Genomic DNA, 24,168 nt, shown 5'->3' on the forward strand with positions numbered 1-24,168 from the left:
CGGATGCACCGCTGGCAAGCTTCACAGTGATCACGGTAGTACCAGCTTTCTTAGCAACTACATTACCGCCGCTGATTGCTGCGATAGATGGCTTGCTGCTGGTGCAGGCTGCTGCATTGATAGAGTCACCTGTTGTCAATCCAGTTACCAGTTTGCCAAGGGCCACTTTCTTCTTCAGCTGAAGCGGCACTTTCGCAGATACCACTTTTATGGTTCCATTCAGTTTCGCTACCACTGCTGTCTCTGTCTTACCACAAACCTTACAGGTTCTGGTCTTCACACCTGCTGCCAGAACGGTCGGAGCCTTGGTTACGGTGTACTCGCCAAAGCTGTGCTTTCCAGTTGCCGGGATTGCAGTCGCTGCGTCTTTCTTACCGCAAACACTGCATTCTTTATGCTGGCTTCCTGCTGCTCCGCAGGTTGCTGCTTTGTCAATCTTGGTTACCATGTTGTGTTTTCCAGTTGCTGGAATTGTTTCTTCCTTGGTCTGTCCGCATCCAGTACAGGTGTAGACCTTTGTACCTGCTTTTGCACAGGTAGCTGCGGTCTTCACGGTACCTGCATTCCATACATGTTTGTGGACATCTTCTTTTACAAAACTTGCTTCCATCAGGAAGGACTTTGTGCTGTAAGAGTCATTACGGCCACATTTCAGATAGTAGGTTTTTCCTTTTTCCAGACTATACTGCACATTAAAGGATCTGTAATAATAGCCATCTACATTACTGCTGGTCAGTTCATTCATCTGGGCATCATACAGGCTTGCATAGGTTGACATGCTGCTCATAGCCTGGAACTGCCAGATACCGGAACGATCTGGTACAAATTTATAATATTTGTACATACCTGCTAATTGAGTGGAAACTCTCGTTCTTTTTCCTGCTGTAAGTGTAATAGCTGTCTCTGGCTCTGCAGCAGTCTTTTCTTTTAATTCCTGTGGACCTACCACAATTTCAATTGTTGAGACACTTCCATAATCATCTGCAACATCACAGCAATATCTTCGAAGCTCATTAATAGCGTCTGTGGTATAAGAAGACTTGTCACCATTTGCCAATTCTGTCCACATTGAATCTCCATTTGGTGTAAACTGATACCACTTATAAGTCATCTTCTTACAATTTGCCCCTGCTACTGCATTTGCAGACAGAGTTGCAGCTGTGCCTTTTGGTACCCATACATTTTTAATGCTGCTAAAACTAATATCCGGTTGTCCATATACATCGAACCATACATAAGCAGAATTATATCCATCCGATACTTTGCACCTATAAGATACAGACTGCTTTTCTACGCGTTTCACTGTATAAATACTTCCATTTGCGTCCGTAATCCTAGTCCATACATCCTCATCGTTATTATTCCTAAAATACCATTCATAGCTTAAGTCGTAATTAGACTTTGCGGATACTTTCAGCTGAACATTCTCAGTACCAGTTTTTACGACAATAGGCTGGATCTCATCTGTATCTATAACGAAACCGCTCTCTGGATTAATATAAAAATATTGTTGCCTCCAGTCCTTTCCATTAGATACTTCACAATAATAACTCGTCTCTTTTGTTACATTTTCGACCTTATAAGATGCAGTATTTGCGCCATTTACAGATACATATTCATTTTCATCTTCATCAACAACGCGGAACCATTGATATGTAAGTTCTTCGCCTTGTGCGCCAGTAATGTCAGTCGTTAAATTAACGTTTTCTCCTAATTTCACAGTCATCGTCTTCGTTTGTCCTCCAGAAAGGCTAGAAGACCTTCTTACTGTGAACCGCTGTTCCGCTGTCGCTCCATTGGAACCGGTTACCTTACACCGATAGGTTTTTTCAGAATTCTGTACCTCAACTTCACAAGTTGGAGAAGCAGCACCTTGAATAGGCTCAAGTTCAAAATACTCATTCTCAAACTCATCATATTTCCAGGTTTCCACATACCACTGATAGGTCAGATTTACTCCGGTTTCCGAAACAGCTTCCGCATCAAGCACTACCTTGCTGCCAACTTTGCCTTCTTTATAAGTTTCTGTCTCCTTAAATACAATACAGGAATCAATTTCCACATGGAACCATACTTCTTCAGTACTTTTGCTGTCTTTAATGCGACAATAATAGTTTGCATCGCCCCACAAACTACCCGTTGCCAGTTTTTCAGCATTTTCACCTTCCAGCGGTTTGTAGGATCCTTCTTCATTTGCTTTATACCACTGATAACTAAGTGCTTCACCTGTTACAGATGTAGCGGAAACTGACAGTTCCAATGCCTCACCTGGATCAATTGTTAGTCTTCTTCCTGTAGCGCCTACAAAAATACGGCGTACATGAATTTCAAAGCTAATAATGAAACGATTTCCATAGCCATCTGTTACCCGGCAAGCATATGATTGATTTTCTTTTATATTCTCAATTGTATAATTGTTCTGATTCACACCTGGAATTATTTGTTCATCCTCTTCATCATCACATACATACCATTGATATGTCAGTTCAACTCCTGGCTTTGCTTTAGCTATGACTTCCATTGTAACAGATCCGTCATAATCTACATCAAATTCTGTCTGGGTAGCACTATAATCAATTTTTAACCCAGAATCTATCTTGAGATTAAAATTAACATACTGCTCTTCGTTTCCATCAGAAACACGGCAATAATATTCTGCATTTTTCGTTATATTTTCAACCTTCAGGCTGGCTTTATCTTTGTTCCCTTCGATTTCTTCCCCATCGCCTTCCTCATTTCTACGGAACCACTGATAAGTCAGTTTATCTGTCAATTTGGAAGAAGCAGAAACCTTTAATTCCACAGTAGCATCAAAATCAACTTTTACATCCTGCTCAGACTCTCCTTCAATTTGCAGACTCTTCACATTTATATTGAAGTATTCATCCAGATTATTTTCATATGGATCTGCTACGATACATTTATAGCGAACACTTCTATTTAATGCGCCTGTTGTAAATTCAGCTCCTGTTGCCCCAGAAATTTCAACCCATTCTTCAGTCTCGCCATTTGATTTCCATTGATACCATTGATAACTAAGAGCCACTCCTTCATCGGCAATGATGGTTGTTTTCAAGGTTTTGCTTTCGCCAGCCTCTATCTCTTCCCAAAGTCCAGAGTTATCCTCATCTTCATACCTAAGCCCGGAATCTACACTTACATTAAAATACTCATGACATTCGTAATTATCATCAGAAATCCGGCAGCAATAAATACCCTTCGCTGCAACATCCTCCATAACATAGGTAGCCTGGTCCGCTCCCTCAATTACTTCATAGTCATCTTTTTCTGCATTCCATTTGCTCCACTGATATTTAAGATCTTTTCCCAGCAGTGAATATGCAGCAGATTTCAAGGCTTTTTGTTCATGTACCTTGACAGATACATCTTCATAACGATTGTCCTCATCTTCACTGTTTTCCAGGGCAATCGTTTTTACCCTGACGCCATAATACTCATATTGTGAGAGCCCATCTGCATCAGTTGTAACACAATAATAAAGCTTAGACTGCACAGCGCTTTCAATTACAAGTACAGAACCGGTTGCACCTTCTATCGGAACTTTGTCTTCGAAGTTCTTGTCCCAGTCACATTCATACCACTGATAAGTCAATGCCGAGCCATCTGTAGAATAAGCCTCTGACGTAAGTTCTACACGGTCATAAAGTTTTACATTCGGCCAGTGGTCTGTATTATAATTAACATCTATGCTCTCTGGTGAAACCAGATTCTCTGTTTCCTGCGGTTCTTCCGTTGCCTGGAAATCTGACTCTGCTCCGGCAGCACCCTCGTCAGATGTAAATCCATCTTCCGCATCTGCGCTTTCAAAAGCATCCGCTCCAGCCCCGCCCGCGTCCGATGCAGCCTCTTCTACTGCAAATCCGTCAGCTGTGCCCTCGCTGCTTTCCACTTCCGCACTGATCTCATCTCCAGCTATAAATCCGTCTGTTTCTTCCGCAGCACTGACCATCAGGCTGTTTGCCGGAAGAGAAGTCACGGTCATAGCCAGCGCCATAAACAGTGCTATTCGTTTTCTCTTCATGTGTATTCCTCCCGTTTATTTTTTCGATCTACTGCTGTGCAGCAATCAATTATAAACTAATTTTAACGGATTTTATCTATATTTTCAATTAAATTCTGTGCACTTTTCATCCAATTTTGAAATCTTAAATTTGTACACTTTGCCTAATAAACTCCACACATTAGACCAAACAGGCTCTAGAGCGTGCCTGCAAAAAAAGCTGTCGTTTTACCAGCACTTCGCACCGGGCGCAGCCTGTAAAACAACAGCTTTCCTACTATTTCTTAATTCAGTTCCAATCTCTTATTCTTCCGTATCCTCCGCCGGTTCTGCTGGAATAAATACGCGGGAATTTTCGTGTTTTTCTTTTTTCTTTAATGCGTCTGCCCTCTCAGTGGCTTCCTTGCAGAATTCCATCTGGGAATTGATGAGAAGCTTGCCTCTCTTGTCCTGCTTCTCGTAGGTTCCGTCTGGCTGGAGAAGGTGGGCTTTCACATTGTCGCGGAATTCCAGGTCCAGTACATGCTTGATCTCGTTCTTGATCTGCTCGTCCTCAACCGGGAAAACGATCTCCACACGGCGGTCCAGATTACGGGGCATCCAGTCTGCACTGCCCATATAGATCTCATCGCTTCCGTTATTGTGGAAATAGAAAATACGGCTGTGCTCCAGGAAGTTTCCTACAATGGAACGCACATGGATATTCTCACTCACCCCCTGGATTCCCACTCTCAGACAGCAGATACCGCGGATCAACAGGTAAATCTGCACGCCACAGGAGGAAGCATGATAAAGAGCTGCAATGATCTTCGGATCGCAAAGAGAGTTCATCTTCGCCACGATCATAGCCGGCATTCCCTTCTTGGCATGCTCCGCCTCTCTTTCGATCAGCTTCAGGAAACGATCCTTCATCCAGATCGGGGCAACGATCAGACGGTTCCAGCTCTTCGGCTCGGAATATCCAGATAACATGTTAAATACCGCTGTAGCATCCTCGCCGAAACGCTCGTCGCAGGTAAAGATACCGCAGTCTGTATACAGCTTGGCAGTAGAATCATTATAATTACCGGTTGCCAGATGAACATAACGGCGGATTCCCGTATCCTCACGGCGGACCACAAGAGTGATCTTACTATGTGTCTTCAGTCCAACCAGACCGTAAATAACGTGACAGCCTGCTTTTTCCAGCATTTTCGCCCACACAATGTTGTGTTCCTCATCAAAACGTGCCTTCAGCTCTACCAGAACGGAAACCTGTTTGCCATTCTCTGCTGCCTGGGCAAGTGCTGCAATGATCGGGGAATTTCCGCTGACACGGTACAGCGTCTGCTTGATTGCCAGTACATCCGGATCCTTAGCCGCCTGGCGGACAAAGTTCACAACCGGGTCAAAGCTCATATATGGATGGTGAAGGAACACATCTCCCTCACGGATCACCTGGAAAATATCCTTGCTGGTATCTGCAAATGCAGGTACCACAGCAGGTGTATATTTCGGCTCTTTGTACTGGTCAAAGCCATCCTGTCCGTAAACCTTCATCAGCATGGTCAGATCCAGCGGTCCGTTAATATAGAAAATATCCTCTTCCTTAATGTCAAATTCTTTTTTCAGAATGCCAAGGAGTCTGGAATCTGTCTTATCCTCCACTTCCAGGCGGATCACCTCGCCCCACTGGCGCTTCTTCAGCTGCTTCTGGATCTCTACCAGAAGATCCTCTGCGCCATCCTCATCAATGGAAAGGTCCGCATTTCTCATAATACGGTATGGATGTGCACAAACCACGTCATAGCCAAGGAAAAGCTTATCGATATTGCGCTCAATGATCTCCTCCAGAAGGATCACTGTGGTATCCTCTTTTTTATCAGATGGGATCACAATGACACGGGGCAGTACAGATGGCACCTGCACAGTGGCAAATACCAGCACCTCTTTTCCCTTTTTCTTGTCTTTCCTGGAAATCAGGGCACCAATATTCAGGGTCTTGTTGCGGATCAGCGGGAACGGTCTGGAAGAATCCATGGCCATAGGTGTAAGGACCGGATAAACATTGTCATCAAAATAACGGTCCACATACTCCTGCTGCTCCTGGTTTAATTTCTCATGCTCCATCACCAGATGCAGCCCAACCTTCTCCAATGCCGGAAGAAGGGAGCGGTTCAGGGTGCTGTACTGGGAACGGACAAGCTCATGAGTCTGGGCGCTGATCTCTTTTAGCTGCTCCTTAGGACTCATTCCGGCAATATCTGTTTTCTCATAGCCAGCGTGCACCTGATCCTTCAAAGAAGCCACACGGACCATATAGAACTCATCCAGGTTGGAAGATACAATGCTGGTAAATTTCAGCCTTTCAAATAATGGCAGGCTTTTATCTCTTGCTTCTGAGAGAACACGGTCGTCAAACTTCAGCCAGCTTAACTCCCTGTTCACGAAATACTCCGGTTTTTCAAAATTTTTCAGATCCATTGTGCCCCTCCTCACACTTTTCTCTTACGTCTGAATACCAGACGGATGCCAAATACCTCTTCAAAAAACTCAACTTTATCCATAAGAAGCCCAAGCTCCAGGGAAATATCCTGCTCAGAATCTACGGTGAGAAGCAGGGTTCTGTCCTTAAGCACAGCCTTCATATTCTTTACCTTCTGATAATGGCTGCGGTCCATGGCATTTGCAATACGAAGGATCGCGGTCAGCTTGGCGATCAGCAGATATACGGAACGGTCCATTCCGATCTCCCCTGCAATCTCGCTGTAATAAACAAATTCTGTGGTGTTATAGCGCACTGCATTTGCAATGATCTGGCGCTCTTCTGTGGAAAGTCCGATGATCTCTGTGGCCATAATGATCTGGTAAGAACACTCTGCCACATCACCCATGCTGATGTATTTTCCACAGTCATGAAGCTGAACCGCAATCTGAAGAAGCAGACGCTCCCTGTCTCCCATTCCATGAACCTTCTTCATGCTGTCAAAAATGGCCAGTGCCAGGTCGGTAGTACCCTTGATATGGTCTTTTCCAGTGGAATAACGTTTGGCAATGTTCCTGGATGCCACCAGAATATCATTTTCGAAATTGTGTGCACTCTTGATAAAATTCTTCTTTTCCCCGAAGTCATAGGCAATACCGTCAAGAAGAGATACACCCGGCATCCACAAAGACTCTGCATTGAAAAGATCCATAAAGTCCTTACAGATGACCATAGTCGGCACAATGAGAGTGGCATACTCCGGATCAATGTCCATCTCCTCTGCCAGAGACTCCTCTGTCTTATAGACTGTGTTCTCATAGCGCTTCTCAAACTCTGCTTTTGTGAGAATATTATCCTGTCTCTCTTCCCGGAAAATGGTCTCTGTAAGGAAATCTCCCATAAGAATCACATTCTTAATGTCCCGGTCCTTCAGGTAAAGGCGCTTAAAGCCTGTCAGGTCATTGCGGATAAATTCCTCTACCAGCTGTGCATAGTTGGTGTTGGTTTTCTCCAGCTCTTTCAAACGCTGGCGGATACGCACGCTTCCCATTTTCAGGCTCTGGGTAGTAACAAGCGTATCCTTGTCAAACAGGGAGATCTGCAGGTTTCCGCCTCCTACGTCCAGAATGGCTGTTCCCTTCTGGATCATTTTCTTGAAGCCGTTCTCAATGGCTGCGATGGACTTATAGCCAAGGAAATGCTGTTCTGCATTGCTTAACACTTCTACATAAACTCCGGTTCTTCTGTAAATCTGATCAATGATAATGATCGGATTCTTCATCTCGCGGAACACACTGGTGGTGCAGGCGCGGTACTCCTTCACCCCGTACTCTGCCATGATCCGCTTAAAATCATTCAGAACCTCACAGATGGTATCTACCTTGTCTACCTCCATGGTCCCGCCGGAATACACCCCTACTCCAAGATTCAGACGATACCGGATATCGTCCACCGTCCGAAAGCTGCCCTTTTTGGAAAATTCGAAAATTTTCATGGTGATCTCATAGGAACTGATATCAATTGCCGCAAATGTGGTCACTGCCATACATTTCTCCCTCCTGCCAAGGATTATTTTTCTTCACTTGTACCCAGAATATGGTCAATAAACTGCTGTGCGGTTCTTCCTGTCAGGCCGCCGTGGGAAAGCTCCCAGGCATTTGCCTTCATAAGGAGTTCTTCTGTTGGCATTGTAACGCCATAGCGCTGGGCCAGCGTAGTTACAATATTCTGGAATTCTTTCTTGTTCGGTGCTCCGAAATAGATGCGCACACCAAAACGGTAAACCAGGGAAAGCTTCTCCTGTACAGTATCTGAGGAATGCAGATCTTCATCGTCTGCCACCTCCAGCTTATCCCCTGATTTCTCACGTACAAGATGACGCCGGTTGCTGGTTGCATAGATCAGAATGTTGTCCGGCTTTTTCTCAAGGCCGCCTTCGATCACTGCTTTCAGATACTTATATTCGATTTCAAATTCCTCAAAGGAAAGATCGTCCATGTAAAGAATAAATTTATAGTTCCGGTTCTTGATCTGTGCGATCACATCATTCAGATCCTGGAACTGATGCTTGTACACCTCGATAATACGAAGCCCTTCATCATAGTAGCGGTTCAGGATTCCCTTGATACTGGAGGATTTACCAGTTCCTGCATCACCAAAAAGGAGACAGTTGTTGGCCTTTCTTCCTCTTACAAAGGCTTCTGTATTCTCAATCAGCTTCTGCTTAGGGATCTCATATCCAACCAGATCGTCCAGATTTACATGGGCAATTCTGGTAATCGGTGCGATCACCGGCTTGCCGTCCATGCCATGCTCAATACGAAATGCCTTGTTCAGTCCCAGCTTACCCACACCGAAATCCTTGTAGAACTGTACCATGTCTGCCATAAATTCTTCCACAGTCGCAGCCTCTGCCAGTGTTTTGCTCATATCGCAGATTCTGTCACAGATACGCTGGTTATATACCTTGCTGTTACATCCTGTATTCACATAGCTGCAAAGAAAACCTGCACAGCCTGTTCCGAAAGCCTTGTCAAAAACAGCAAGATCAAAATCATAGAGCTCCTTGAAAATCTGGAAATCATGAAGTGCCAGGTGATTAATACTACCCTCCACGGCTCCCCGGATCTCGGAAGCGGTGCTGAATGCGTTCTCGTGATTGACCAGAAGCTGTGTCAGATATGTGTGCCACAGATTTCCGGAAAATCCGTACATGCCTGCCATTTCCACCAGACTGCCAACCATGTGGAAAAATTCTTCCTTACGGTTTCCCAGATCTTCTTCTGCTTCATAGCTGTTCATCAGTGATGTCATTGTATGCAGTACCCCACCGTTTTCAAAATCGCGGTAAAGGATACATTCTTCTGTTCTTGCCATTTTTGTTTCCTCTCAATCCATGGTGCATTTACATGTTTCTATTTTCCAGACTACTATTTGCGGTCTTCCTACCGGTACGCGTCCAGATTCGTAAATTCCTGTATTTGCAACCGTTTTTCCATTTTACTTTTCTTATATTAAAAATAGATAAAACTTTCTTAAATTCTTTGGTTAATTTTTAACAATTATAGTGGAGCCGTATCTCCAAAATTATCTTCTGCAATTAATAATTGCCCAGAATTTTCAAATAACTGGTCTCCGCTTCCATGCCACGCAGGGCATTTTTCACTGCGCTGTCCCGTAAATTTCCTTCGAAATCCACGAAGAAACGGTATTCCCAGGTCTTGCCAACAATGGGGCGTGACTCGATCTTAGTCATGTTCAGGCCATTATAGATCATATGGGAGAGCACGTTGTAAAGTGTTCCGCTCTCGTGGCGCGCCTCAAAGCACACGCTGATCCTGGAGCTGTTATTCTCATAAACCGGCTTTTTCGCCAGAATAATAAACCGGGTCACGTTGCTGTCATTTTTGCAGATATTCTCTGCCAGAACCTTCAGATTATAAAGTTCTCCTGCATCCCGGCTTGCAATCGCCGCGTGTGTCTTATCCTGCTCCTCGCTGACCTTCTTGGCTGCAGCTGCAGTATTGCTTACTGCTGCCTGCTTCCAGTTTCTATGCGTTTCCAGATATTCCTTGCACTGGGCAAGTCCCTGTGGATGGGAATAGACACAGGATAGATCGGAAAGCTCTGCTTCAGGCATACCAAGCAGTACATGCTCTACCTTCAGCACCTGTTCTCCCACAATAAACAAATTATATTCGGTAAGAAGGTCATAAATGTCCGCCACAATTCCCGCTGTGGAATTTTCAATAGGAAGAACTGCATAATCGGCTCTTCCAGCTGCTACTTCTTCCATGGCATCCCGAAACAGCTTCACATGATAGCTTTTAATATCCTCCTGGAAATAAGCACGCATGGCACCGTAGCTGTAAGCACCTTCTACCCCCTGGAAAACAACGGTCACATTATTTCTTGGAAGCTGGTCTACCATCTGGAAATCCTCTTCCTCTTTAGGACCATACTGGGTAAGAAGCTGGTACTGGCGTTTTCTGCTGATTGCCATGATCTGCTGAAAAAGCTCCTGTGCACCAAGCTCATTGAATTCTCCATGGGCTTTTTTCCGGATTTCTTCCAGCTTGGCACATTCCCGTTCCGGATCCAGCACCTTCTTTCCAGTGCGGATCTTATACTCTGCAACTTCCTCGCAGACCTTCATTCGTTTCTCGAAAAGCTCTACCATCTGGTTGTCAATTTCGTCTATTTTCCGTCTGCATTCCTGCAAATCTGTCATATTGTTTCCTCTCAAATTCCTGTATTTTATAATTCTCCCTGTACTCTGACTATGCACTGTAGCTTCAACTGTTCCATGCTCCACTTCGCACAATATTTCCCCAGTTCAAAGTCCGGCAGCTCATTTTTTGCACGTTTCTTCTACTGCCCTTGTAAGCTCTCCAATAAATGAAAGAGACCCAAACGCCAGGATCACACTATCCTTATCGTCGTCAGCATAATGAAAAGCCTTCTCAACCGCTTCCTTTATACTCTTAGTACTCTCCGCACTGGAATTATACACCCGCGCAGCCTTCGCCAGCTCTTCTGCCGGCAATGCCCGTGGATTATCCGGTGTCTCTATGGTATAAATTTTCTCTGCAAAATGCGCTGTTTTCTCAAGGACAAGGTTATATTCTTTATCCGCAAATACGCCCATAATATAGATCAGTTTTTTCCCTTTAAAATAATGACGGATGGATTCTGCCATCTTGTCTGCGGCACCTGCGTTGTGAGCCCCATCCACAATAAAAAGGGGCTTTTTACAGATTACCGTAAATCTTCCCTTCCAGCTTGTGTGCAGAAGCCCGTCCTTTCGCTGTTCCATGGTGGTATGCCAGCCAAGCTGATCCAGTTCTTCCAGTGCATTTAATGCCAGCACTGCATTTTCCTTCTGGTAAACGCCTGCAAGGGAAATCTCAAATACTTCCCCTTTATAGGAAAATCTCTGTCCAAATACACTCTCTGCTTCCAGAACTGCTTCATCTGGATCAGATACCACACAGGGAACCTCAAGCCGGCTGCACGTATCCTTGATCACCTGGGCAGCGTCTGGCTGCTGCTTCGTCGTCACCACATGGCAGCCGCTTTTAATGATCCCGGCTTTTTTCTCTGCAATTTCTCCAAGGGTATTTCCAAGAAATGACATATGATCCATACTGATAGAAACCAGTATGGCCAGTTTGGTAGTTTTTACAATGTTGGTGGCATCCAGATTGCCGCCCATTCCAGTCTCCAGAAGGACCAGATCACAGTTTTCTTCTTTAAAATATAAAAATGCTGCAGCAGTTTCGATTTCAAAAGGGGTGGGATGATTCAGCCCGGCTTCTGTCATCCTGGCAATTGCCTGGGAAATTGTTGTCACATGCTTCGCAAATTTTTCCCGGGAAATCTTCTCCCCAGCGATCTCCAGACGTTCTCTGTAGGAATAGAGAGTTGGAGATATGTATCTGCCAACTTTATAGCCGGCTCTTGTAAGGGTCCTATATAAATACGCAATTACCGAGCCTTTTCCATTGGTTCCGGCAACATGCACATAGGAAAGCGCATCCTGTGGATTTCCAAGGCGCGCCAGCATTTCACGCATATTATCCAGTCCCAATACGGAACCATATTTCGTTGAATCGTCGATGTAGGCCCGACACTCCTGATAGTCCATAATAAAAACTCCTCATTTATTAATATTCGCAATGCTACGCCTTGCATATTTTGGCGGGAACCGCAAACTCCGCTTTGCTACGTTTGCGTATCGGAAATACGCAATGCTACGCCTTGCATATTTTGGCGGGAACCGCAAACTCCGCTTTGCTACGTTTGCGTATCGGAAATACGCAATGCTACGCCTTGCATATTTCCTCCATTATACCCTTGTAGAATAAAATAAGCAAGAATGGGAATGTTATTTTTAACTATCGAATTGGCATGAACGGAATAAAATATAGTTCTTATACGAGGAGGCTGAACATATGAAAAAACACCCATTTCTCTTCTGCGGTTTTACGGGCTGGTGCCTGGAAATTCTTTGGACGGGGCTCCATTCCCTGCTTCGGGGAGATGCAGCCATGAAGGGCACCACCTCCCTTCTTATGTTCCCCATTTATGGCTGCGCAGCCTTGATCCTGCCTGCATACAAAAGGCTGAAAAGCCTTCCCATACTCCTGCGTGGCTTCCTCTACACCGCCGGATTTTACCTTGGGGAATTTACCAGCGGTTCTGTTTTACAGGCTTTTCACATGTGCCCCTGGGACTATTCCGGAGCGCCCCATCAATATAAAGGGATCATCCGTCTGGACTATCTTCCGGTCTGGTTTCTCACCGGATTGTTTTTCGAAAAAATACTTACAAAATCTTCTTGAAAAATCATTCCAAGTAGTATATGATAGGTCGAAGAGATTTTGAACCAAAAAAACACACTCATAATGGAGGTATATCATGAGACACTTAATGAGTCCGCTGGATCTTAGTGTTCCGGAGCTTGAGAAGCTTCTGGATCTTGCCAGCGATATTGAGAAAAACCCCAAAAAATACGCACATACCTGTGACGACAAACGGCTTGCCACACTTTTCTATGAGCCAAGTACCCGTACCCGTCTCAGTTTTGAAGCTGCTATGATGAACCTTGGCGGTAAGGTTCTTGGTTTCTCATCTGCAGATTCCAGTTCCGCAGCGAAAGGGGAAACCGTTGCCGATACCATTCGTGTTGTTTCCTGCTATGCAGACATCTGTGCTATGCGTCATCCGAAAGAAGGTGCTCCGCTGGTAGCTTCTATGGTTTCTAATATTCCTGTTATCAATGCCGGCGATGGCGGTCATCAGCATCCTACCCAGACACTTACAGACTTACTCACCATCCGCTCCTTAAAGGGTCGTCTTGATAACATTACAATCGGTCTGTGCGGAGATCTGAAATTCGGACGTACCGTTCATTCCCTGATTGAGGCACTGGTTCGCTACAACAATGTAAAATTCGTACTGATTTCTCCGGAAGAGCTTCGTATTCCAAGCTATATCCGTGAGGATGTGCTGAAGAAGAACAACATTGAGTTCTTAGAAGTAGAACGTCTGGAGGATGCAATTCCGGAGCTTGACATTCTTTACATGACACGTGTTCAGAAGGAGCGTTTCTTCAATGAGGAAGATTATGTTCGTATGAAGGATTTCTACATACTGGACAAGCAGAAGCTTTCCCTTGCAAAGGATGACATGTACATTCTTCATCCGCTTCCTCGTGTTAACGAAATTTCTGTTGAAGTGGACAGCGATCCGAGAGCTGCATACTTTAAACAGGCCCAGTACGGTGTATATGTCCGTATGGCCCTGATTCTTACATTATTGGAGGTGGAACTGCCATGTTAAATGTTGGAGCACTTCGTGAAGGTTTCGTATTAGACCATATCAAAGCCGGCAAGGCTATGACTATTTATCATGACCTGAAGCTTGACAAGCTTGATTGTACTGTTGCGATCATCAAGAACGCAAAGAGCAATAAGATGGGCAAAAAAGACATCATCAAGGTTGAGTGCCCGATTGAAGATCTGGATCTGGATATCCTTGGTTTCATTGATCACAATATCACCGTAAATATTATTAAGGATGAGAAGATCGTTGAGAAAAAAGACCTTCGTCTTCCGAAGCAGGTTGTAAACGTGATCAGATGTAAGAATCCCCGCTGTATCACTTCTATCGAGCAGGGACTGGATCAGGTGTTTGTTCTGGCTGATGAGGAGAATGAGGTTTACAGATGTAAATATTGTGAGGAGAAATACTCCGGTCACAGAAATAAATAAGTTTTCTCTGTAAATCATTGTTTTTATAACAATATTGATATTTTATTGTGGAAGCTGAATACAGCTTCCACTTTTTTTGCCTTAGAGCGTGTTTGAGAGTGGAAAAAGACCTTTGGGCCCTGGTATCGGAGCGTTTTTATGTAATAGGAACATTACGGAGCAATTTCCTATTACATAAAAAACCTGGGAAAATCCAGCAGTGCTGAACCTTCTCAGGTTAAATATCACATTGTATCATACAATCCGATTCTTAAATACGCAAGCAGACCGATAAGCCGGGTTATGTCGTTGAGTGATCATCTGTCTAGGCCTTCCGTTGCCGAAAGGCTCAAGCGACCTACCTGAAAGCACGACGGGCCGCCGTATCGCTTTCTGCTCGGTCTTGCTTCGAATGGAGTTTACATGTGCCCGGCCTGTTACCAGGACGGCGGTAGTCTCTTACACTGCCTTTCCACCCTTACCATGGCAAGCCATGGCGGTTTATTTCTGTTGCACTGGTCTGGGAGTTGCCTCCACCGGACGTTATCCGGCATCCTGCCCTGTGAAGCCCGGACTTTCCTCGTCTGAACCCTTTCGTCTGTCCAGCCGCGATCACCTGGCCTGCTTGCGCAAGTGCTATTTTAACATTATTGTGGTAAGATGTAAAGCACTATTTCTCATTTCTCCCTGTCGTAGGACCTGTTAAGGTTACGGTAAACGGAGTAAACAGTAACCCTGTAAATAATCACTTGAGTAAATCTTTATACTCTTTCTTTTCAAGTTCCTTCTCATATGCAGCATAGGCTTCTGACAGAGAGCTATACGCTTTACCGTCCCCGGCCTTAATAACCCCTTCATACCCCCATTTATTATAAAGGTGATTGGAAATTGCCACATATGTTACATCTCCTTTCTTTCTCTCGGCCGTTTGAGATTTCGAGACGTAATATTTTCCATCTCCTCTTTGAATCAATATTGGTATTGTCTTACCAGCTCCCACCTGATTAGTATCAAATGAAGTCCAAAACAAATATCTTTCAGATGCTTTGTCTGAATTTCCATTTCCAAGAAACGCCCATGTACCATTCTTCAGCAGACTTTGTTCGCCCAATACTTTTTCAATTTTCGGGACAAAAGTTGAAAAACTCGCTTTCGAATCAATTTCAAAATTACTGTTTGAACTTATCTTCGCATCACTCAGACAGCCACTGTTTTCCAGAGTTTTAAAGAAATTCTCACTCATGTCATAGCTATTTGGCGCAGAAGTCCCATTCCCGCTCCACACAAATTTGGTTCCCTTTTCCTGGGTAAACGAAATCTTACATTGTCCACCTGCTCCTGGCTTTCCAATCCAATTCGCCGTATCGCTTTCCTTTACCGAATGGCTGATTCCTCCAATTGTAATTATATCCGCCGACTGCCAGTCATTCTGTTTCTGTTTCAAATCGACAGTAACCACTTTATCGTAGTTTCCCATGTTTGCCTCAGTCAGCACTTCTGCATAAGCAGCGCGTACATTTGCAAGGTCTGCTGCTTCCCTGCTTTTTTCCAACTGGTTTCCGAAAACAGGTATTGCAACAGCCACCAGTACCGCAATAATTGCAACCACAATCAAAAGCTCAGCCAATGTAAAGCCTTCGCGACTTTTTTTCATATAAAATACTCCTCAATTATTACTGTTCACTGGTGACATTCCGCGAGGTGTTTTTTGTGAACGTAGTTCACAGAAAACCCGAGAATTAAGTTTGCGCAGCAAACGTTACTTCTTGTGCTTGTCACAAGAAGGTTCGTTTTTCTGTGCATCGCGGAGCGCGTTTCTGTGAACGGAGTGAACAGTAACCCTCAATTTCTTACAAGCACATCTGTATCATCAGGTGTTAAAACAGCTTCCCCCTATAAATTCTCTTAACAGGGAATTATTAGGCACTTCCTCGCTTGGCACAGCTACAAAATAATCAAAAAATTTCAGCAGCCTGTTTGCCTCCAGATATTCCGGCTCCTCCTTGGAAATTCCGAAGAGAAGAGGCTCTGCGTATACCTTCAGACATGCCAGTTCATAGATCAGTGCCGAGTTAAACATAACATCCGCTTCTTCCTGGTATGGAAAAATATTTTTCTCCTCGCCGCGTCTTACAGAGGGCCATCTTGCAATGGTCTCGCTGGCTGAGGTTCCTCTGGTTCTTGCGTCCCGGACGATCCTGCGGATCAGCCTGCCGTCCGTGGTAGGAATCCGGTTGTGTTCATCAATGTTCAGCTGGGTGAGGGCACTGATATAGATTTTGAACTTGCTCTCCTTTGGAAGTGCATAGCTTAATTTGTCATTCAGGCCGTGGATTCCCTCAATAACAAGGATGTCTTCTTTTCCCAGCTGGAGAAAATCACCTTTATACTCTCTCTGCCCGGTCTTGAAGTTGAACACCGGAAGTTCTACTCTCTCTCCATTAAGAAGTGCCAGCATATCTTTATTGAACTGCTCCACATCAATGGCTTCCAGACACTCGTAATCCTTTTCCCCGAATTCATCCAGCGGGGTATGCTCTCTGTTTACAAAATAATTGTCAACAGCAATGGGATGTGGCTTCATTCCATGTGCTGCCAGCTGAATGGAAAGCCTGTGGGAAAAGGTAGTCTTACCAGAGGAGGACGGGCCGGCGATCATGACGAACTTCTTGTTTCCGGACTCCACGATCTGCTCTGCAATTCTGGCAATTCCAGACTCCTGGATGGCCTCCTGCATGAGAAGGATCTTCTGTATCCCCTGGGAAACGATCTGGTCATTCAGCTCACCTACTGTGGAGATTTCCAGCTTTCTGCCCCACTCTTCAGAATCCTTCTGCACCTGGAAAATCTTCTCCTGGGGCTGGAATTCCGGAAGCACATCCGGAGCCTTAGCCTCCGGCAGAATCAGCACAAAGCCTTCATCATACAGCTTCAGGTCAAAATATGGCACATAGCCGGTATCGTAAGCCATTGCCCCGTAAAAATAGTCCTCGAAATTCTCTATGCTGTAAATATTTACCCTGGAAACCCTGCGATAGCGGAACAGCTTCTCTTTATCATACATTCTGTGATGATGAAAAAGTGCAATTGCTTCATCTGTTCCTACGCTTCGTTTCTTCACCGGGATTTTCTGCTCCACCAGCTCTGTCATCCGCTTCTTTACCTGGTCAAGAAATGCCTGATCCAGCTTCTGTTCTCCCGCCATGGTAAAGTAAAAACCGCTTCCTACAGAATAATGAAGCACCACTTTATCTACTTTTTCTTTGCCTGCAAGATCGTAAATTGCCTTTAAAAGCACCAGACATGCTGTTCGCTTATAGGTTTTATTTCCAATGCTGTCTTTTGTGGTGACCAGCCGGACTTCGCCGTCCCGTTCTGCTTTTTTATGAAGCTCACAGATCTTGCCTCCTGCAATTACAAGAATAACAGGGGCCGGGCTGGTCTTTTCGTACTCTTTTACAACTTCTTTGTAGGTAATTCCCATGGGAAACTCTCTGGTTTCCCCATTGATTGTAAGTTTCACTGCATGATCCATAAAATCTCCTTTTCTGATCCGAAAGATCAATCAGGCTAAACATAAATCACATTTTCCAAAACCAGACAATATTATTCTGACAACCCATTTTATCTCCAGACGGACGTCATCCCACCATCCACAACAGGTCTCAACCCTATAATATGGTATACGGGCTTCTCACCTTTGCGCAGCTGACTGTAAGCTCCGGAAACGCTTTTGCCAGTCTTTCCTTCATATCTTCCATAAAAATATATTCCGTACCGTAATGACCTGCGTCAATGATTGCAAGCCCCTGGGCTACGGTATCAATTCCGGTATGATGGTCAATATCACCTGTCACATATACATCTGCCCCGGCTGCAAGCACATCCTGGATCATGCTTTTACCAGAGCCGGTACATACGGCAGCTGTTTTCACAGTCTGTTCCAGATTTCCGTACACTTTCACATCTGAAAGCTTCAGGTTCTTCTTTACAAGAAGGGCGTACTCCTTTAAAGTCATCTCACAAGGCAGATTTCCTACACGTCCAAAGCCAATGGGCTCCCCGTCTTTTTCCCCGGTGGCACAAAGTACCTTCGTATCTGACAGTTCCAGATATCCGGCACTTAAATCTGCCATTCCCAGAATATCATAGTTGGTGTGCATTGCATAATAAGATATTCCATGGCGCACCAGACTGATAATCTTCCGTCCTGTAAAGCTGTGATTATTGATCTTCTTAATACCGGAAAAGATCATAGGATGATGGGTAACGATCATGTCAGCGCCAGCCCGGATAGCCTCGTCTAACACTGCTTCGGTAAGATCAAGGGCAAGAAAGACATGTTTTACCTCACTCTCGTCATCTCCTGTAAGAAGTCCCACATTGTCCCAGTCCTCTGCAACTGCTGCCGGAAAATTTCCTCCCAGCCAGTCTGTCAGTTCTTTAACCTTCATATTCTGCCAGCGCAGCAGCGATCAGCTGCGCCTCCTCCTTTACTTCCAAAATGCGGGCAGTAACTGCCTCTGCCTTCGGTGCCGTTTCCAATTGTTCCAGAATCTGGGAGCGGATCCGGGATTCCCGCTGAAGATAATGAAAAAGCACTGGGTTCTTTTCCTGAAGAAGATATTTGCCAAAGGCTTCCTCCAAGGTGTAAGCAGCTGGATTCTCCGGCGTTTCTGCCCATTCATCAGCATGCAGATTCTCAGAAGAAGCGGCTTTCACAGACGTATTTTTTGTGAAAGAATCCACGTTATTTTTCAAACAGGCTCCATACACCACCCGCATCATGGGATAAAATTTCCCATCCTCTTCCACCATTTTCTCTTCCGTGATCTCCCAGCCTTCAGACTGGATAAATCTGCGAAAATGGGGAATATCGGACTGGGGCTGTAAAATCAGCTCAGAAAAAGAATCTCTCACAGACCTGCCATCTGTGAGAATCCTTTCCATAAGGGGACCGCCCATACCTGCGATCACAAGGGTGTCTCCCTCTCCAGCTTTCAAGCCTTCAAGTCCGTCTGAGAGCCGGGTCTGTATGTATTCCTCCAGTCCATACTGCTGGATATGTTCCTGTGCCCTGGAAAGGGGACCTTTGCGCACATCCATTGCAATGGCGGATGGAATTTTTTTCTGCTGTATCAGGTATACCGGCAGATATCCATGATCGCATCCCACATCTACCAGCCGGTTTCCTTCTGTCACCAGGTCTGCGATTGCAGACAGTCGTAAGGATAACTGCATAGTACTCTCCTTAGTCCAGGTAATCCTTCAGCTTGCGGCTGCGGCTTGGATGACGGAGCTTACGAAGAGCCTTTGCCTCAATCTGGCGGATACGCTCTCTGGTAACGTTAAACTCCTTGCCAACTTCCTCAAGGGTTCTTGCACGTCCATCATCAAGTCCGAAACGAAGGCGGAGGACCTTCTGTTCTCTCTCAGTAAGAGTTCCAAGAACCTCTACCAGCTGTTCCTTCAAAAGAGTAAATGCTGCTGCATCCGCCGGAACTGGAACATTATCATCCTGGATAAAATCTCCAAGATGGCTGTCCTCCTCCTCACCAATAGGGGTCTCCAGAGAAACCGGCTCCTGAGAAATCTTCAGGATCTCACGCACACGGTCAACCGGCATGTCCATCTCTTCCGCGATTTCCTCCGGAGTAGGTTCACGTCCAAGCTCCTGGAGTAACTGTCTGGAAACGCGGATCAGCTTGTTGATCGTCTCAACCATATGCACCGGAATACGGATGGTACGCGCCTGGTCTGCAATGGCTCTTGTGATAGCCTGACGGATCCACCAGGTAGCATAGGTACTGAACTTGTAACCTTTTCGGTAATCAAATTTTTCAACAGCCTTGATAAGACCAAGGTTGCCTTCCTGAATCAGATCCAGAAAAAGCATTCCACGTCCTACATAACGCTTTGCAATGCTGACAACAAGACGAAGGTTGGCTTCTGCCAGACGCTTCTTGGCATTTTCGTCGCCCTGTTCCATTTTCTTTGCAAGCTCGATTTCTTCTTCTGCTGAAAGAAGCGGAACTTTACCGATTTCTTTCAGATACATACGAACCGGATCCTCAATGCTCACACCTTCCGGAACGGAAAGATCGATCTTGTCCAGCTCTACTTCTTCCTCATCGTCCAGACCATCAATATCCATATCATCGTCCAGCATAAGGTCATCTGCACTGTTCTCTGTGATACGCAGCACATCTATCCCACTTGCCTCAAGGAAATCGAAGATCTTGTCCATCTGTTCCGCATCCAGTGGCTGGTCTTTGAAATAATCACTGATTTCCTGATATTCCAGTACATTTTTCTTCTTTTTTGCAAGCTCCAGAAGTCCCACCAGTTTCTCACTGAATTTGCCCATATTCATTTCCATAGGTACTCTAACCTCCATATAGTGTTAATATTTTATCCTTATTCAAAAGAAATATGCAATTGCTGCCTTTTTCTTCCAAGCTCTTCCAGATCCTTCTTGGCCTTTACAAGCTCCTGTAACGCTTCCATATCGGTCGGATCCCAGTTTTTATTTTTTTCCTCCAGACTTTCCTGCCTGATCCGGATCAAAGCATCGGAAAATGCCCGCTGCTGTTCCTCCTTTGTCTCAAGATGGATCGTGGCATTAAAGAGGGATGCCACTTCCCGCTGTTCCTCGCTGTCTGTAAAAGCATTCATAAGCCTGGCCGGGTTCACCTCACCCTCTTTGTGCTGCTTCCAAAGCATTTCCGCCACCTCTTTATAAAGGGGGACTACGAAATCAGAAGGGGAAAGATATTTCTCCACTGTGTCGAAGATTCCCGGATAGGTGACAAGCCAGGTAAGCATCAGCTTCTGGGATTTGTCAGAAGCATTCTCCCTTTTTTTCATGGGAGAACCGCCGGATTTCGGCTGGATCCGCTTCTCAGCAGGCGTTCCCTTCATAGCCAGGGTATTCACTCTCTTCCGAAGGTCTTCCACACTGATCCCGTACTTACGGTATTCCTTTACAATGGCTTCAATGTAAAGGTTCCGCTCCAGTTCGTCGGAAAGCTCCAGCAGATACTGGGCACACCGCTCAAAGAACCGGTTCTGTCCCTGGGGCTCATCCATGGGGAAATCCCCGAAAGCGATGCTCACACGGAACATGAAGCTGTCGGTGGCAGCTTCCAGCCTTTTCTCAAAGGCCTCGGCGCCCTCTGCCTTGATAAACTCATCCGGATCCTTGTGGGGCCGCAGGTTTACCACTCTGGAATTTACCCCAGCCTCCCTGAGAATGGGAATCGCTCTCAATGCGGCTTTCACACCAGCTTCATCACTGTCATAGAGAAGAAGCACTTCCTTGGTATACCGCTTCACCAGGCTGGCATGTCCGGATGTAAGTGCCGTTCCCAGGGAAGCCACCGCATTGGTAAAGCCAGCCTGGTGCATAGAGATCACATCCATATAGCCTTCGCAAAGGATCAGATAATTTTTTCTAGTCGTTCTGGCAATATTAAGTCCGTAAAGATTGCGGCTCTTATCAAAGATCTGAGTCTCCGGCGAGTTCAGATACTTGGGTTTACCGTCTCCCATAACTCGTCCTCCAAACCCGATCACCCTGTTATTTACATCCATAATAGGAAAAATAACACGGTTCCAGAACTTGTCATACATGCCCTGGCGCTCATCTACATTGAACAGTCCGGATTCCCGAAGAAGCTCATCACTGTAATTCTGGGATTTCAGATATTTGTACAGGTCATCGCTGTACTTGTCCGAATAGCCCAGCCCAAATTTTTGGATGGTCTCTTCGCTTAATCCTCTGCCAGTGAGATACTCATGGGCGATTTTTCCATTGTCGCGGCGCAGCTGGTAGTAAAAATACTGGGCTGCTTTTTTATTGATCTCAAGCAGGGTGGCACGCTTCTCGGCCTTCGCCCTTGCTTCTTTGGAGTATTCGATCCTGGGAAGCTCCACCCCGGCGCGCTCTGCCAGATGGGAGAGGGCTTCTCCAAAAGAATAATTCTCATATTGCATTACAAAATTGTATACATTTCCTCCAGCTCCGCAGCCGAAGCAGTAATACATCTGCTTGGACGGCGTTACGGAAAAGGAAGGGGTCTTCTCATTATGAAAAGGACACAGACCAAAATAGGAGCTTCCTCTTCTGGTCAGTCTTACATACTGGGATATCACGTCTACAATATCATTTTTCATTCGCACTTCTTCAATGATATCGTCGGAATAACGCATGCTTATCCTCCTTACACATAGTGTGCTGCACGTCCCCAAATGTGCCGTACAGTTTCAGCCGTAAACAAATATTATAACTTATTATAAGTATTTTGTCTATGCTTTTTAATATACGTTACTGCTCGCTCCGCGAACAGTAACCGCTTCGCGATGCACAGAAATCATGCATTCGCATGATTTCGCGCCGAGATTCTCGGGTTTTCTGTGAACTTTGTTCACCCAAAACACCTCGCGGAATATTGGCAATGAATAGTAACTAATATACCTCCCAGGCTCTTGGTATAAAAATCTCCTTGAATTTCTTCATGGAGTACTGGTCGGTCATTCCTGACAGCCAGTCGCATACCGCCCGGTCCTTTGGAACACCCTTTTTCTCAATAAGAGCGATGTACTCCTTTGACATTGCTTCGGGGTGATCTATGTAATACACATATAATTCTGTCAGCATTTTGATCGCTTTGGATTCTTCCTTCTTCGCAATGGGGTTCAGATATACCTTCTGGAACATCTCTGCCCGAAGATCCATAAGAGCCTGTTCTACAGGAGCGGACATCTGGATAGCAGGCTGATCAATGCTGTGCTCAATGATATCGTGCACAAATGTGTTCAACCGCTCTCTTGTGGTCTGTCCAAGAAAATCCCGGAGACTTGCTGAAATATCCTTCTCTGTAATGATCCCTGCCCGCTGTGCATCATCCATATCGTGATGCACATAGGCGATCTTATCGGAAAAACGGACTACCTGGCCTTCCAGAGTGGAAGGATGACCACTGGTGCGGTGGTTCAGGATTCCGTCTCTTGTCTCCCAGGTAAGGTTCAGGCCATCGCCATTTTTCTCCAGGACTTCCACCACACGGACGCTCTGCCGATAGTGGGCAAAGCCTTCTGGATGAACCGTATTAAGAGCGTTTTCTCCGGAATGGCCAAAAGGCGTATGCCCTAGATCATGTCCAAGGGCAATGGCTTCCACCAGATCTTCATTCAGCCGAAGTGCCTTGGCAATAGTCCTGGCGATCTGGGAAACCTCCAGGGTGTGGGTCAGCCGGTTCCGGTAGTGGTCTCCCTCTGGTGCCAGGAAGACCTGTGTCTTATCCTTCATCCTGCGAAATGCCTTGCTGTGCAGGATTCTGTCCCGGTCTCTCTGATATACGGTGCGGACATCACATTCTTCTTCCTCCCGGTCTCTTCCTCTGGAACGTCCGCTGTATGCCGCATAGGGACTTAAAAGTTCCAGTTCTCTTTCTTCCATGCTCTCTCTGATATTCATATATCTTCTATCCTCCAAAGACTGACAGGTGCGCTGATAATCTTCCTCCTATTAATTATATTCTACACAAAATTTCAAATTCCTCTTTTTTTCAAAAAAAACTTGAAAATTTTTAATTTTTTTCAAAAAATGTGTTGACAATCATATACCCCTTTGTTATACTAATATCCGTCGCAGCGAGAAAGAAACATTTCTCCGAGAGAAATGCGATATGCGGAAGTGTCGGAACTGGCAGACGAGCAAGACTAAGGATCTTGTGAGCATTGCGCTCGTGTGGGTTCAAGTCCCATCTTCCGCATGACTATTTAAATAGTCACAATTTCATATTTTATCGCGAAGAGGTTTACCTCTGTGAAATGCGGTATGCGGAAGTGTCGGAACTGGCAGACGAGCAAGACTAAGGATCTTGTAAGCATTGCGCTTGTGTGGGTTCAAGTCCCATCTTCCGCAT

General features: G+C 45.3%; 16 protein-coding genes, 2 tRNA genes and 1 other RNA gene. 5 read left to right on the forward strand and 14 right to left on the reverse strand.

The genetic code is table 11. The features are described from left to right. From LIQ05_RS18145 to LIQ05_RS18170, 6 genes are all read right to left on the reverse strand, one after another. On the reverse strand, positions 1-4,042 hold a 4,042-nt coding region (locus tag LIQ05_RS18145), incomplete at its 3' end, for an immunoglobulin domain-containing protein (RefSeq protein WP_226822779.1). Between the two features lie 282 nt (positions 4,043-4,324). Next, positions 4,325-6,484 (reverse strand): RNA degradosome polyphosphate kinase, encoded by a 2,160-nt coding sequence (locus LIQ05_RS18150; protein WP_226822780.1) that lies wholly within the window; start codon positions 6,482-6,484, stop codon positions 4,325-4,327. 11 nt (positions 6,485-6,495) lie between these two features. Further along, positions 6,496-8,031, reverse strand: coding sequence for an HD domain-containing protein (locus LIQ05_RS18155; RefSeq protein WP_226822781.1), 1,536 nt, complete (start codon positions 8,029-8,031; stop codon positions 6,496-6,498). Between the two features lie 23 nt (positions 8,032-8,054). Then, positions 8,055-9,362, reverse strand: coding sequence for an ATP-binding protein (locus LIQ05_RS18160; protein WP_226822782.1), 1,308 nt, complete (start codon positions 9,360-9,362; stop codon positions 8,055-8,057). A gap of 223 nt (positions 9,363-9,585) precedes the next feature. After that, the gene (gene pheA, locus LIQ05_RS18165; RefSeq protein ID WP_226822783.1) at positions 9,586-10,716 is read right to left on the reverse strand and encodes a prephenate dehydratase; all 1,131 of its coding nucleotides are present in this window, start codon (positions 10,714-10,716) and stop codon (positions 9,586-9,588) included. Positions 10,717-10,836: 120 nt separating this feature from the next. After that, a complete protein-coding gene (locus LIQ05_RS18170; RefSeq protein ID WP_226822784.1) occupies positions 10,837-12,132 on the reverse strand; it encodes a bifunctional folylpolyglutamate synthase/dihydrofolate synthase in 1,296 nt (431 codons plus the stop codon). Between the two features lie 307 nt (positions 12,133-12,439). Between LIQ05_RS18170 and LIQ05_RS18175 the strand changes: the two genes are divergently transcribed. The 3 genes from LIQ05_RS18175 to LIQ05_RS18185 all read left to right on the forward strand — a co-directional run bounded on the left by LIQ05_RS18175 (position 12,440) and on the right by LIQ05_RS18185 (position 14,260). Further along, the gene (locus LIQ05_RS18175) at positions 12,440-12,829 is read left to right on the forward strand and encodes a putative ABC transporter permease (protein ID WP_226822785.1); all 390 of its coding nucleotides are present in this window, start codon (positions 12,440-12,442) and stop codon (positions 12,827-12,829) included. Positions 12,830-12,905: 76 nt separating this feature from the next. Continuing rightward, entirely contained in the window at positions 12,906-13,829 is a 924-nt protein-coding gene (gene pyrB, locus LIQ05_RS18180) for an aspartate carbamoyltransferase (protein ID WP_148462381.1), read from the forward strand. After that, on the forward strand, positions 13,823-14,260 hold the full coding sequence (locus LIQ05_RS18185; RefSeq protein ID WP_118578704.1) for an aspartate carbamoyltransferase regulatory subunit: 438 nt from the start codon (positions 13,823-13,825) through the stop codon (positions 14,258-14,260). Before pyrB ends, LIQ05_RS18185 begins: the two co-directional genes overlap by 7 nt. Before the next feature lie 255 nt (positions 14,261-14,515). Here the strand turns inward: LIQ05_RS18185 and rnpB are convergent. The 8 genes from rnpB to LIQ05_RS18225 form a co-directional block, all read right to left on the reverse strand. Beyond that, positions 14,516-14,867: RNase P RNA component class A (gene rnpB / locus LIQ05_RS18190), an RNA gene on the reverse strand. Positions 14,868-14,984: 117 nt separating this feature from the next. Continuing rightward, on the reverse strand, positions 14,985-15,893 hold the full coding sequence (locus LIQ05_RS18195; protein WP_226822786.1) for a type IV pilin protein: 909 nt from the start codon (positions 15,891-15,893) through the stop codon (positions 14,985-14,987). A gap of 216 nt (positions 15,894-16,109) precedes the next feature. Beyond that, complete coding sequence (locus tag LIQ05_RS18200) at positions 16,110-17,774, reverse strand: nucleoside kinase (RefSeq protein ID WP_226822787.1); 1,665 nt, start codon at positions 17,772-17,774, stop codon at positions 16,110-16,112. A 136-nt stretch (positions 17,775-17,910) separates the two neighbouring features. Next, positions 17,911-18,693, reverse strand: coding sequence for a Nif3-like dinuclear metal center hexameric protein (locus tag LIQ05_RS18205; RefSeq protein WP_226822788.1), 783 nt, complete (start codon positions 18,691-18,693; stop codon positions 17,911-17,913). After that, positions 18,683-19,480 carry a tRNA (adenine(22)-N(1))-methyltransferase gene (locus LIQ05_RS18210; protein ID WP_226822789.1) on the reverse strand — a complete coding sequence of 266 codons (798 nt, stop codon included), beginning with the start codon at positions 19,478-19,480 and terminating at the stop codon, positions 18,683-18,685. The genes LIQ05_RS18205 and LIQ05_RS18210 overlap by 11 nt, the downstream gene beginning before the upstream one ends. Positions 19,481-19,490: 10 nt before the next feature. Next, the gene (gene rpoD / locus LIQ05_RS18215; RefSeq protein WP_226822790.1) at positions 19,491-20,618 is read right to left on the reverse strand and encodes an RNA polymerase sigma factor RpoD; all 1,128 of its coding nucleotides are present in this window, start codon (positions 20,616-20,618) and stop codon (positions 19,491-19,493) included. A 38-nt stretch (positions 20,619-20,656) separates the two neighbouring features. Then, positions 20,657-22,450, reverse strand: coding sequence for a DNA primase (gene dnaG / locus LIQ05_RS18220; protein WP_226822791.1), 1,794 nt, complete (start codon positions 22,448-22,450; stop codon positions 20,657-20,659). Between the two features lie 256 nt (positions 22,451-22,706). After that, positions 22,707-23,717 (reverse strand): deoxyguanosinetriphosphate triphosphohydrolase, encoded by a 1,011-nt coding sequence (locus LIQ05_RS18225; protein WP_226822792.1) that lies wholly within the window; start codon positions 23,715-23,717, stop codon positions 22,707-22,709. 213 nt (positions 23,718-23,930) lie between these two features. Here LIQ05_RS18225 and LIQ05_RS18230 point away from each other — a divergent pair. Both LIQ05_RS18230 and LIQ05_RS18235 read left to right on the forward strand, forming a co-directional pair. Next, positions 23,931-24,015: transfer RNA gene (locus tag LIQ05_RS18230), tRNA-Leu, on the forward strand. 67 nt (positions 24,016-24,082) lie between these two features. Continuing rightward, positions 24,083-24,167: transfer RNA gene (locus LIQ05_RS18235), tRNA-Leu, on the forward strand. The last annotated feature ends 1 nt before the right edge of the window (position 24,168 follow it).

The organism is Blautia glucerasea, from assembly GCF_020537505.1.
Taxonomy (GTDB): Bacteria; Bacillota; Clostridia; order Lachnospirales; family Lachnospiraceae; genus Blautia_A.

Bases quoted from the DNA above. Each gene is read 5' to 3' on its own strand.
- LIQ05_RS18150 (WP_226822780.1), bottom strand. From the start codon at position 6,484: ATGGATCTGAAAAATTTTGAAAAACCGGAGTATTTCGTGAACAGGGAG.
- LIQ05_RS18210 (WP_226822789.1), bottom strand. From the start codon at position 19,480: ATGCAGTTATCCTTACGACTGTCTGCAATCGCAGACCTGGTGACAGAA.
- LIQ05_RS18155 (WP_226822781.1), bottom strand. From the start codon at position 8,031: ATGGCAGTGACCACATTTGCGGCAATTGATATCAGTTCCTATGAGATC.
- LIQ05_RS18225 (WP_226822792.1), bottom strand. From the start codon at position 23,717: ATGAATATCAGAGAGAGCATGGAAGAAAGAGAACTGGAACTTTTAAGT.
- dnaG (WP_226822791.1), bottom strand. From the start codon at position 22,450: ATGCGTTATTCCGACGATATCATTGAAGAAGTGCGAATGAAAAATGAT.
- LIQ05_RS18195 (WP_226822786.1), bottom strand. From the start codon at position 15,893: ATGAAAAAAAGTCGCGAAGGCTTTACATTGGCTGAGCTTTTGATTGTG.
- pyrB (WP_148462381.1), top strand. From the start codon at position 12,906: ATGAGACACTTAATGAGTCCGCTGGATCTTAGTGTTCCGGAGCTTGAG.
- LIQ05_RS18185 (WP_118578704.1), top strand. From the start codon at position 13,823: ATGTTAAATGTTGGAGCACTTCGTGAAGGTTTCGTATTAGACCATATC.
- LIQ05_RS18200 (WP_226822787.1), bottom strand. From the start codon at position 17,774: ATGGATCATGCAGTGAAACTTACAATCAATGGGGAAACCAGAGAGTTT.
- LIQ05_RS18175 (WP_226822785.1), top strand. From the start codon at position 12,440: ATGAAAAAACACCCATTTCTCTTCTGCGGTTTTACGGGCTGGTGCCTG.
- rpoD (WP_226822790.1), bottom strand. From the start codon at position 20,618: ATGGAAATGAATATGGGCAAATTCAGTGAGAAACTGGTGGGACTTCTG.
- LIQ05_RS18170 (WP_226822784.1), bottom strand. From the start codon at position 12,132: ATGGACTATCAGGAGTGTCGGGCCTACATCGACGATTCAACGAAATAT.
- pheA (WP_226822783.1), bottom strand. From the start codon at position 10,716: ATGACAGATTTGCAGGAATGCAGACGGAAAATAGACGAAATTGACAAC.
- LIQ05_RS18160 (WP_226822782.1), bottom strand. From the start codon at position 9,362: ATGGCAAGAACAGAAGAATGTATCCTTTACCGCGATTTTGAAAACGGT.
- LIQ05_RS18205 (WP_226822788.1), bottom strand. From the start codon at position 18,693: ATGAAGGTTAAAGAACTGACAGACTGGCTGGGAGGAAATTTTCCGGCA.